Origin of the sequence: Pseudomonas sp. IT-P44 (genome assembly GCF_949768225.1) — a bacterium.
Classification (GTDB): Bacteria; Pseudomonadota; Gammaproteobacteria; order Pseudomonadales; family Pseudomonadaceae; genus Aquipseudomonas; species Aquipseudomonas migulae.
On sequence record NZ_CATKQM010000065.1, the window covers coordinates 1 to 11,168 of the forward strand.

8 protein-coding genes are annotated in these 11,168 nt (G+C 61.1%); 6 read left to right on the forward strand and 2 right to left on the reverse strand.

The window, feature by feature from the left end:
* Positions 1-55: 55 nt before the first annotated feature.
* Both paaX and feaR read left to right on the forward strand, forming a co-directional pair.
* Positions 56-979 (forward strand): phenylacetic acid degradation operon negative regulatory protein PaaX, encoded by a 924-nt coding sequence (gene paaX, locus ACM6IO_RS25500; protein WP_008038300.1) that lies wholly within the window; start codon positions 56-58, stop codon positions 977-979.
* A gap of 86 nt (positions 980-1,065) precedes the next feature.
* Positions 1,066-1,980, forward strand: a complete 915-nt coding sequence (feaR, locus tag ACM6IO_RS25505; RefSeq protein ID WP_192228907.1) for a transcriptional regulator FeaR — start codon at positions 1,066-1,068, stop codon at positions 1,978-1,980.
* A gap of 130 nt (positions 1,981-2,110) precedes the next feature.
* Here the strand turns inward: feaR and tynA are convergent, their stop codons facing one another.
* The gene (tynA, locus tag ACM6IO_RS25510; protein WP_192419796.1) at positions 2,111-4,399 is read right to left on the reverse strand and encodes a primary-amine oxidase; all 2,289 of its coding nucleotides are present in this window, start codon (positions 4,397-4,399) and stop codon (positions 2,111-2,113) included.
* A gap of 215 nt (positions 4,400-4,614) precedes the next feature.
* Here tynA and ACM6IO_RS25515 point away from each other — a divergent pair, with 215 nt between their 5' ends.
* The 3 genes from ACM6IO_RS25515 (at position 4,615) to ACM6IO_RS25525 (ending at position 8,669) form a co-directional block, all read left to right on the forward strand.
* Entirely contained in the window at positions 4,615-5,115 is a 501-nt protein-coding gene (locus ACM6IO_RS25515; protein WP_008025288.1) for a sigma-70 family RNA polymerase sigma factor, read from the forward strand.
* A 40-nt stretch (positions 5,116-5,155) separates the two neighbouring features.
* On the forward strand, positions 5,156-6,139 hold the full coding sequence (locus ACM6IO_RS25520; protein WP_414912469.1) for a FecR family protein: 984 nt from the start codon (positions 5,156-5,158) through the stop codon (positions 6,137-6,139).
* A gap of 97 nt (positions 6,140-6,236) precedes the next feature.
* Entirely contained in the window at positions 6,237-8,669 is a 2,433-nt protein-coding gene (locus ACM6IO_RS25525; RefSeq protein WP_207286220.1) for a TonB-dependent siderophore receptor, read from the forward strand.
* A 112-nt stretch (positions 8,670-8,781) separates the two neighbouring features.
* Here the strand turns inward: ACM6IO_RS25525 and ACM6IO_RS25530 are convergent, their stop codons facing one another.
* Positions 8,782-9,933 (reverse strand): MFS transporter, encoded by a 1,152-nt coding sequence (locus ACM6IO_RS25530; RefSeq protein ID WP_192228911.1) that lies wholly within the window; start codon positions 9,931-9,933, stop codon positions 8,782-8,784.
* A 165-nt stretch (positions 9,934-10,098) separates the two neighbouring features.
* Here ACM6IO_RS25530 and ACM6IO_RS25535 point away from each other — a divergent pair, with 165 nt between their 5' ends.
* Entirely contained in the window at positions 10,099-11,091 is a 993-nt protein-coding gene (locus tag ACM6IO_RS25535; protein WP_414912470.1) for a diaminopimelate epimerase, read from the forward strand.
* The last annotated feature ends 77 nt before the right edge of the window (positions 11,092-11,168 follow it).

Consider the following 11,168-nt stretch of genomic DNA (forward strand, 5'->3'; position numbering starts at 1 on the left):
GCTCCTACAAAGGAAATTCGGTATATTCCTTTTCTTTTTTCAGCTCGGTACGCCCATGTCGTCCCTGACACCCTTGAACCATCTGATTACCCGCTTCCAGGAACAGACGCCGATCCGCGCCAGTTCCTTGATCATCACGCTGTACGGGGATGCCATCGAACCCCACGGCGGCACGGTGTGGCTGGGCAGCCTGATTCAGTTGCTCGAGCCCATCGGCATCAACGAACGGCTGATCCGCACCTCGATTTTTCGCCTGACCAAGGAAGGCTGGCTGACCGCCGAAAAAGTCGGGCGTCGCAGCTACTACAGCCTGACCGGCGCCGGCCGTCGGCGTTTCGACAAAGCCTTCAAGCGGGTCTACAGCTCCACCGTTCCGGCCTGGGACGGTTCGTGGTGCCTGGTGATGCTCACGCAACTGACCCAAGACAAGCGCAAACAAGTGCGCGAAGAACTGGAGTGGCAAGGTTTTGGTGCGATCTCGCCCGCCGTGCTGGCCTGCCCGCGCAGTGATCGGGCGGATGTCAACGCGACCTTGCTCGACCTGGGTGCCCAGGAAGACACCATCGTCTTCGAAACCACCGCACAAGACGTGCTTGCCTCAAAGGCCCTGCGTTTGCAGGTGCGCGAGAGCTGGAACATCGAGGAGCTGGCGGCCCATTACAGCGAGTTCATCCAACTGTTCCGACCGCTCTGGCAAGCGCTTCGCGAGCAGGAAAACCTGCAACCGTCGGACTGCTTCCTGGCACGGGTCCTGCTTATTCACGAGTACCGCAAACTGCTGCTGCGTGACCCGCAATTGCCGGACGAGTTGTTGCCCGGCGATTGGGAAGGACGCGCCGCCCGCCAGTTGTGCCGCAACATTTACCGGCTGATCTACGCCAAGGCCGAAGAGTGGTTGAACAATGCACTGGAAACCGCCGATGGTCCGTTGCCGGACGTGGGCGAAAGCTTTTATCGGCGCTTTGGCGGGCTTAAGTAACCCGTCTGTTTCCGTAGGAGCGGCACTGTTCAGGAGAACCCGTGGATTGGCGTAGATAATAAAAACAAGCCTGCGTGAGGCCCGACATGATTTCTTCAATTGCACAGCGCCGTGATGGCTTCGACCAGTGGATTCATCAGATCAACCAGATCTGTGGCGCCTTCAATGCGCAACCCCTGGGTGATGAGTTTGCCGGACAGATCCGCGAGCACCAGGACGGCGCGCTGAAGCTCAGTTTTGTCGATGCCCGCCAGGCACGGCTGTACCGCACGCCTCACGAAGTGGCGGCGGGCGAGGACGGTAAATACTTTGCGGTGTTTCAGCTCGATGGCAGCGCCGGCATGGCTCAGGGCGACAGCAAGGTGTTGCTGTCGGCCGGGGATATCACGCTGATCGACGCCTCGCGCCCCAGCGACTTTACCTACAGTGAAAACTCCCGGCAGTTGTCATTGATTCTGCCGTCGCAACTGGTCGAGCAAACCCTGCGCTTCAATCAGGTCCAGTGCGGGCACCGGATCGCCGCGACATCCCCCATCGCGATGCTCTCGCACCGTTTGATTCTGGACGCCACGCACCAGCAATGCCTGAGCCGGGCAGAAAGCGAAGCGACGCTGGAGGCGATTGTCAGCCTGCTGCGTCCGGCCATCAGTCACAGCGAAGCATGCGCGGACGTGCATGAGCGCCTCTTTCGCAAGACCCTGGGTTTCATCGATGAGCACATCCGCTCGGAAGACCTCTGCCCCGAATGGCTGGCGCGCGAGGTGGGAATGTCGACGCGTGGTTTGTACCGGATGTTTGCCAAGAAAGGATTGGTGGTGGCGCGGTACATCAAGAATCGGCGGCTGGATTTGTGCGCGGAGTCCCTGCGCCAAACACGTACCGAGCAGAAGTTGTCGGTGCTGGGGTATTCGTGGGGCTTTTCCGATTCGAGCTACTTTTCCACCGCGTTCAAATCGCGCTTCGGCATTTCGCCCGGTGAGTACCGCAAAAAACACGCCTGACCGTCCCCTTGAAAACACATTACCCCCTGTAGGAGCCGGCTTGCTGGCGATGGCGGTGTGTCAGAAACATTAATCTCGACTGACACACCGCTATCGCCAGCAAGCCGGCTCCTACAGGGGGTGTGCCGTATTACTGCGGCACGTTGAGGTTCAGCGTCGGCGTTTCATCAAAGAAATTCCACGGCTTCAACAGCACATGCACCCACTCGGTCGGCATGATCGGCCATTCCTCCGCACGGGCGATGTGCGTGGTGCCGGTGGTCAGCCAGACCACGTCATCGCTGTTTTCGATGGACTGGTTGTCGTGGGTGAACTGCCCAAGCCCCGCATCCTTGTCCGAGCGGTTCGGGTATTTGCCTTCCGGGTACTTTTCTTCCGGGTTGTAGCGGGTCACCCACAGCTGTTTGTCCATGAAGCTCAGGCGGTGATAGAGCCATTCGTCCTTGCCGAAATTGGCACCCTTGGCCACCGGGTGCGTACCGCCGGCGTACGGAATCAGCTGATAGGAAACCGGGTTGCCGACTTTGTTTTCCTTGCTGGTATTGGTCAGCAGGCGAACAGTCGACGGGTCGAATTTCTGCGCGGCTTGCTGCTCGGTGCCGACGACTTTGGTTTCGGTCTGCATCGTGCTGGTGCGCGGTCCGCCACGGTCGTTCGGGGCAACCACCGGGTTCACTTCCACCAGCGAGTTGTTCTCACCGTCCACGTCCATGTCCAGGCGGAAGTTGTAGATGTGCTGGTGCGTGGTGCCGACGATGTTGTGGTCCAGCAGCGTGCCGTAACGCGTGTCTTCCTTGGCCGTGGCTTCGTGCATGGTTTTCGATTTCACGCCCTTGACCGCTTCGATACCGGTGGCGCCGGCATCGATGCCAATGGTGCCGTTTTGCTGGAAGACCCAGTCGAAAATGTAGTCGTAGTTGCCGACGGTGCTGATCCAGCGCACCACCAGTTCGCGACGCTCGGTGCTGAGGTTGGGCTGGCCCATTTCCTGGTGTTTGTATTCCGGGCCGGCGTAGCGCTCGAACACCGCCATGGCGCGGGGAATCGAAGTCGGGGCGCCGGTGTAGTCGGCAATGGTCGCGTCCAGCAGCACGGCGTTTTCCGGAGCATCTTTACCGCGCGCAATCGGCGAGGTCAGCGTGCCCATGCCGTAATCGCCCGAGTCGAGATAGGCCTTGAAGTACCAGCCGCCATCCGGATCGCCATAAGGCACGATCATGCCGCCCAGCGAGCCTTCGTACATGATTTTGCGTTTCTTGCCCTTGTCGTCATAAGTGACGGTGGACAGGATCGGGCCGACCCGCGAGTCGAGGCGAACGTGGAAGTCCCAGTTCTGCCAGTGAATGCTGTTGCCGGAGATGGTGTAGTTTTTGCCTTCGGGCTCGATGATCTCCAGCGGCTTGACCGACGTGCCCTTACGCCCGCGTCCGTCGTACGGCGTCGATTTCATCGGCACCGGAATGACCGCGTCGTCTTCGATCTTGATCAGTTTCTTCTGCTCCAGATCGACAATCGCCACCAGCCCCTCGATCGGGTGCGCCCAGTAGTTGCCGTCACCGGTATTCAGATAGCTGACGATTTTCAGCAGACGCTTGTCCTGCGCCAGCCCGTCCTTGCCGTCGAAGTAACCGACCGTCAACGGCGTGGCCACCACCTTCTTCACATCGCTGATACCGCGTTTGGTCAGCGCCTGCGCATACTCGGGGCTCGCTTCAATCGCCGATTGCACCGTCGCGAAGTCATCCAGCAGGACCATGCCGTGGGCGCCTTCGATCGGCTTCCACGATTTGAGCGTCTTGCTGTCGAGATCGACCAGGCCTTCAACCACATGCTTGCCGTCGAGCACCACAATGTTGGCCTGGCGCGGTTGGGCGACGTTTTGCCCGCTGTAGACGAAATTCCACACCTGATCCTTCGGTGGTTCGTTGACCGAAACTTCCGTGAAGCGGAAACCCGGTTTGTAGTGCTCCGATTGCTTGATGATCTCGACAGCGGTCTTGATCTCATCCGCGCTCAGCGGGTTGAGCGGGTTAGGGCGCGTCTCGACGACAAAGGTCTTGTCCAGGCCGGACTGGAACACCTGATTGATGAAGTCCTTGGACATGAAAGCGGTCTTGCCCTTGAACACCACCGGCACACTCAGCTCCATCCGTTTGCCGTTGAGCATGGCAACCTTGCTGCCCGGTTTGACCTTGAGATAAACGCCGTCCTTGGCAATCACGAACAGGTCGGCGTAGTCGTCCCATTTCACCGTGGCCCCAAACTCCTCAAGGCCCGCTTGCAGCGGCACCATCTCGGCGTGCCCGCCATGGGCCTGAGCGGTGCCCGCCCAGTAAGGCAGGCCAAGCGTGCCAAGGCTGATGGCCAGCGCGAGGCGGGCGAGGGGTTTTCTTTTCAGTGAGGCAAAGGAGGTGAACATGTCTGAATTCCTGGACGAACGCCGGTGACTGGCATGACTGCACTTTGCTACAGCTTGTGGCTGGCTTCTTTTGGATGCCTGCCAGAATCCTTTGGCTGTGTGCCTAAATCAACTTTTCTCGTTGACGAGTGGTGGCGAGTCGGCTGTCTGGAATCCATTGCTTCCGGTTAATAGGAAGCATTACTATTCACGCCCCGTCATCACAGCACACCGCAATGACCCCCAAGTTGCCCCGCAGACACGGCTTTTTCGAGCATTACGAAGAGTTGGTTGGCACCTGGACCCGTCGCCTGAGAAATCGTCAGCAGGCTGAGGATCTGGCCCACGATACCTTTGTGCGGGTGCTTGAGTCCGATTCGGCGGCGGTGCAGCAGCCCCGGGCGTATTTGCACCAGACTGCGCGCAACATCGCGGTGGATGGTTATCGGCGTGAGGATCGGCGGGGCGCCATGGAGTCGGAGGCGGTTGATCACAGTGTGTCGTCGTCCGGCGACCCGGAGCATTTCATGCATGCGATCCAGTTGGCTGATTCCATTGAACGGGCGCTCACCGAGTTGCCGGTCAACTGTCGCAAGGTTTTTGTTTGGCAGAAGATCGAAGGGCTGACCCAGGCTGAAATCGCCGAACGCCTGGGACTGTCCAAGAACATGGTGGAAAAGTATATGATCCGCACCCTGCGGCATCTGCGCGACCGCCTCGACGGTTTGCAACCATGATTGGCCGTGCACTCTCATCCCCAGCCAAACAGGAACTTCCATGATGGATACTCGTGATTGCGCGTGCGGGCAAACGACGGTTCGCGATGAGGCGGCGCAGTGGTTTGTGCGTTTGCAGGAGCCGGCCATTGACGTCGAAGAGCGCCAGCGTTTCGAGCACTGGCTGAACGAGCACCCTCAGCACCGCGACGAATTTCAGTTGCTTCAGGGCCTGTGGACAGCCGCCGACCTGGTGCCGCGTGCGCGACTGCAAGCCTTGTGCGAAACCCCGCCGGCACGCAGCAAACGTCGGCCGCTGGTGCGTTATGCGGTGGCGGCCAGTGTGGTGGCTGTGGCGCTGGGCATGGGCCTGTTCAGCAGTTTGAATCAACCGGCGCCATACACCGCCGAGTATTCGACGACCATGGGCGAGCGTCGCCAGGTGGCGCTGCCGGACGGTTCGGTGATCGACCTGAACAGCCGCAGCCGTCTTCAGGTGCGCTTTGAAAAAGGTCAGCGCGGCATCGAGTTGACGCAAGGCGAGGCGATGTTCAGCGTCGCCCATGACAGCGATCGGCCATTCGTGGTCGAGGCGGGCAGCGGCAAGGTCACGGTCACCGGCACGCGCTTCGATGTGCGTCGCGGCGCTCGTGACACCCGGGTCGTGGTGGAGCAGGGCACGGTCAGGGTTCAGGGGCACGGCGCGGCGGACAATGAGTTCGTCAACCTTACCGCTGGCCTCGGCACGCGCATTGATGCCCAGGGCAAAGTGGCCGCGGCCTATGCGGTAAACCCTGCGGAACTGACGGCCTGGCGCAACGGCAAACTGGTGTTCAACAACGCCAGCCTGGCCGAAGTGGCCGAGGAAGTGTCGCGTTATCGGGACAAGCCACTCACCGTCGGCAACGACACAGTGGGCAATCTGCGCCTGACCAGCGTGTTCAAATCCGACAACACCGACGCGCTGCTCAAGGCCTTGCCGACCATCTTGCCGGTGGCTGTGCGCACCCTCGATGACGGCAGTCAGGAAATAATTTCAAAATAAATTCAGGTTTTTTTCGAGTTGATCGTCTTCCTGTCCAACTGCAACTGGTTTGCATTAACAGGCGCACACTCTTGCGATCCACAGGACTACGTTCGACGTGAAAAAAACCACCGCTAAAAACAACAACTCCCTTTGGTTGCCGCTGGCCCTTGCGCTGGCGGTCAACGCTGCGCTGCCCCAGGCCTTTGCCGCCGATGCCATTCACATCCCGGCGCAACCCTTGGGCCAGGCGCTGAGCGAGCTCGGTCAGCAAACCTCGTTGCAGGTTTTTTTCAGTCCTGAACTGGTCGCCGGCAAACAGGCCCCGGCGGTGGATGGCAACCTTTCGCCGGAGCAGGCCTTGCGCCAATTGCTGCAGGGCAGCGGTCTCGAGTATCAGATTGACGAAGGTTCGGTGACCCTGACGCCGGCTCCATCGCCGACTTCAGCCGCCAATGGCCCGCTGGAACTGGGCGTGACTGACATCAAGGTCGTCGGTGACTGGCTCGGTGACGCCGATGCCGCCGTGGTGCAGAACCACCCTGGCGCTCGCACGGTGATTCGCCGCGAAGCCATGGTCGAGCAAGGCGCGATGAACGTCGGCGACGTGTTGAAGCGCGTGCCCGGCGTGCAAGTGCAAGAAGCCAACGGCACTGGCGGCAGCGATATCTCCCTGAACGTCGGCGTACGCGGCCTGACTTCGCGCCTGTCGCCACGCTCCACCGTGCTGATCGACGGCGTACCGGCCGCGTTCGCGCCGTATGGCCAGCCGCAGCTGTCCATGGCTCCGATTTCCTCGGGTAACCTCGACAGCATCGACGTGGTGCGCGGTGCCGGTTCCGTGCGCTACGGGCCGCAAAACGTTGGCGGTGTGATCAACTTCGTGACCCGCGCAATCCCGGAAAAAGCTTCCGCCGAAATCGGCACCACCCTGGAAACTTCCAAGCACGGTGGCTGGAAGCACATCGACACGGCGTTTGCCGGCGGTACGGCGGACAACGGCATGGGCGTGGCGCTGTTGTACTCGGGCGTGAACGGCAACGGTTACCGTGAGCGCAACAACGGCAACGACATCGACGACGTGCTGCTCAAGACCCACTGGGCGCCGACCGATGTCGACGACTTCAGCCTCAACCTGCATTACTACGACGCCAGTGCCGACATGCCCGGCGGCCTGACTCAGGCACAGTACGACGCCAATCCGTTTCAGTCCGACCGCAACAACGACAACTTCAGCGGGCGCCGCAAAGACGTCTCGTTCAAGTGGGCGCGGCAGATCGATGACCGTACCCAGGCAGAAGTGCTGACGTACTACTCCGACAGCTTCCGTGGCAGCAACATCGCCGCCCGCGATCAGAAGACTATCGGCTCGTTCCCGCGGACCTATTACACCTTCGGTATCGAACCGCGGGTGTCTCATGTGTTCGACGTGGGCCCGACCACCCAGGAAGTCAGCGTCGGTTATCGCTACCTCAAGGAAGGCATGCACGAACAGGCGACCCGTCTGGAGCTGAACAAGAGCAACGAGCCCGTCGTGACCAAGGCCTCGGACGGCCATGTGTACCAGGACCGCACCGGCGGCACGGAAGCCAACTCCGTTTACCTCGACGACAAGATCGACGTCGGCAACTGGACGATTACCCCCGGCATCCGTTTCGAGCACATCAGCACCGACTGGCATGAGCGCCCCGTACGAGATGCCGATGGCAAGCGTGTGACAGAGAAGAACCGCAGCATCGAAAGCAACGAGCCGCTGCCGGCCTTGAGTGTGATGTATCACATTTCCGATGCCTGGAAACTGTTCGCCAACTACGAGACTTCGTTCGGCAGCCTGCAGTATTTCCAGCTCGGCCAGGGCGGTACGGGTGACAGCACCGCCAACGGTCTGGAGCCGGAAAAAGCCAAGACCTACGAGCTCGGCACGCGCTACAACGATGATGTGTGGGGCGGCGAAGTGACGCTGTTCTACATCGACTTCGATAAAGAGTTGCAGTACATCAGCAACGATGCGGGCTGGACCAACCTCGGCGCAACCACGCACCAAGGCGTTGAAGCATCGGTGCATTACGACATGGCGGCACTGGACCCACGGCTCGACGGCCTGAGCGCCAACGCCGGTTTCACCTACACACGTGCCGTGTATGAAGGGGAGATTCCGGGCTTCAAGGGCCGTGACCTGCCGTTCTATTCGCGCCAGGTCGCGACTGCCGGCTTGCGTTATGACATCGACCGCTGGACCTACAACGTCGATGCGTTTGCCCAGTCCAAACAACGTTCGCCGGGCGTTGCCGTGAACTCCAACGGCAGCTTCACCAACAACTACATCACCGAAGGCACTGCCGACGGTCAGTACGGCGACATTCCCGGTTACGTCACCTGGAACGTGCGGGGCGGTTATGACTTCGGCGCGCAACTGTCCAACCTGAAAGTCGGCGCCGGGGTGAAAAACATCTTCGACAAGCAGTACTTCACCCGCTCCAGCGACAACAACTCGGGCATGTACGTCGGCGCACCGCGCACGTTCTTCGTGCAGGCCAGCGTTGGGTTCTGATAGACCGCGTTGACCTCATCGCCGGCAAGCCGGCTCCTACAAGGTTTTGCGTCATGCACAAATTCTGTGAATGACATGAAACCTGTAGGAGCTGGCTTGCCGGCGATGCTTTTCAGGCCTTCAACACCTTCCCGCCAATGGCAACCGCCACCAGCAACACCGCCATCAGCCCAAAGGCAAAACTCAAACTGCTGCCGTGGGCGATGAATCCGATCACCGCCGGCCCCGCCAGAATCCCCGCGTAACCCAGCGTCGTAATCGCCGGCACGGCAATGCTTTCAGGCATGACCGTCTGCTTGCCCACGGCGGTGTACAGCACCGGCACGATATTCGAGCAGCCCGCGCCCAGCAGTGCATAACCCACCAGCGCCATCTCCCAGCTCGGTGCAAACGTCGCCAGAAACAGGCCGGTAGCGGCCGTCAGCCCACCGAACACGATCACCCGTGTCGCGCCTAGGCGCCGGACGATCTTGTCACCGGTCAACCGCCCGGCCGTCATGGTCAGCGCAAACGCCGCATAACCCAATCCCGCATAGGCCGTGTCGATCCCGCGTTCCTGCGCCAGGAACACCGCGCTCCAGTCCAGTGCCGCGCCCTCGGCAAGGAACACGATGAAACACATCCCGCCGATAAACAGCACGATGCCGTGGGGAATGGCAAAGGCCGGCCCGGAACTTTCGCTGCCATACGGCAGCAAGTGCGGCGCGGCTTTGCACAGTGCGATCAGCAGCAGCACGATCACCACCAGCATCGCTCCCAACGGAGAAACCCCGAAGCCGAGCAGGGCACTGACGCCCGCCGCCCCGACAATCCCGCCGAGGCTGAACAGTCCGTGGAAACCCGACATCATGGTTTTGCCGCTGGCGCGCTCGACGATCACCGCTTGCAGGTTCACCGTCGAATCCACCGTGCCGAGGCCCGCGCCGAACATGAACAAGGCCGCAATCAGCGCCGGGATCGAGGACACCGTCGCCAACAGCGGCAGCGCCACACAGATCAACAACGTACCGCCCGTCAGCACGCGCCGGCAGCCGAAACGCGTGGCCAGCAGCCCTGCCATCGGCATCGCCAGAATCGAGCCCACCCCCAGGCACAACAGCAGCAAGCCGAGGGTGCCTTCATCCAGCCCGGCCCGGGCCTTGGCGTAAGGCACCAGCGGCGCCCACGCGGCAATCCCGAAACCGGCGATGAAAAAGGCAATGCGCGTGGACATCTGTTCCAGGCGTCCGGGCACGAAAGTGGTGGGCGTGTTGAGGTTGGTCATATCGATCCTTGGCAAAAAACGTCGCGTCCCCAAGGGACAGTGACTCACCCATGAGGTTCGATCAGCGTCCGGACGGTTTCGCGGTCAGGCAGGGTGACATCCTTGCACAGCCCGTCGCGGTTTCGCGATATGTTGCACGCCTGTGATGTTTACACGGGAGGCGCCATGACGCCGTTCTACGATGCTAGAGGCAATATCTACGCGGTAGTGGCGCCGGATGCAGTGCGCCGCGGAGGGATCGATTTACCTGAACAGGCCAGTCTGGCGGCGCAAACCCGCACGACCTGGGCAGTGTCGGCCATCGAAGCGTTCTGTGCCTGGGCGCCGGGCACGCAACCGCCCGGCAGCAAGGACCATCGCTGCGACGGTCTGCTGGTCGGACCGTTTCAAGCGTCGCCGCCGTTCGATCTGTTGATCGTCAATACCGACGGCACCCTGGCCGAGCGCAGTGGCAACGGGCTGACGATTTTCTCCCAGGCGCTCAGCGACCAAGGTCTGTTTCCGGAAAACGCGGCGTGTGTGCTCAGGGTTCATCACGACAAGGCCGACACGCCTTCGCCTGGTGAAACATTGGTGAACAGTGCGCAAGTCGAGGGTGTGCAGGGTTTCTGGCTGGATCTGGGCAAACCGGCGTTCGGGCCCGAGGCGGTCAGTGCTCAAGGGGTGACCGATGTGGCATTCAACGGTCGTGGGCTCAGCCACGTTCAATCGTTGTCGGCGCTGGATCCCGCCTGGTCCCGCAGCCAGTTCGTGCGGGTCGGCAATCCGCATTGCGTAACGCTTGTGGACGATGCCGAGGCATTGCCGGCCAATGAGCAGATGCGCGAAGCGCGATTGTCCGAAGGGTTGACGCGCATTGCCTACGCGATGCCGACCGGGGCAGGGCGACCGTGCCCGGCGGGGGTTAATTTGCAATGGGCGATGCGCGAGTCAGCGGGGCGAATTGCTGCTCGGGTGTTTGAACGTGGGGAAGGGCCGACGGCGTCGTCCGGTACCAGTGCGAGTGCGGTAGCGTGTGCGGCGTGGCGGGTGGGTTGGGTGGTGGCGGGTGAGGTGAAGGTGGTGATGCCCGGTGGGACGGCGCCGATTTTGTTGGAGGAAACAGACGGGGAATTGAGTCGGGTCAGTTTGTTTGGTACGGCGCGGTTGATGGGTTGAATTTGAGATTGCCTTCGCGGGCAAGCCTCGCTCCGACAGGTTCGGCGCTCCCTGTAGGTGCGGGGCTTGCCCGCGAA

Bases quoted from the DNA above. Each gene is read 5' to 3' on its own strand.
- ACM6IO_RS25515 (WP_008025288.1), top strand. From the start codon at position 4,615: ATGACCCCCAAGTTGCCCCGCAGACACGGCTTTTTCGAGCATTACGAA.
- ACM6IO_RS25520 (WP_414912469.1), top strand. From the start codon at position 5,156: ATGATGGATACTCGTGATTGCGCGTGCGGGCAAACGACGGTTCGCGAT.
- tynA (WP_192419796.1), bottom strand. From the start codon at position 4,399: ATGTTCACCTCCTTTGCCTCACTGAAAAGAAAACCCCTCGCCCGCCTC.
- ACM6IO_RS25530 (WP_192228911.1), bottom strand. From the start codon at position 9,933: ATGACCAACCTCAACACGCCCACCACTTTCGTGCCCGGACGCCTGGAA.
- feaR (WP_192228907.1), top strand. From the start codon at position 1,066: ATGATTTCTTCAATTGCACAGCGCCGTGATGGCTTCGACCAGTGGATT.
- paaX (WP_008038300.1), top strand. From the start codon at position 56: ATGTCGTCCCTGACACCCTTGAACCATCTGATTACCCGCTTCCAGGAA.
- ACM6IO_RS25535 (WP_414912470.1), top strand. From the start codon at position 10,099: ATGACGCCGTTCTACGATGCTAGAGGCAATATCTACGCGGTAGTGGCG.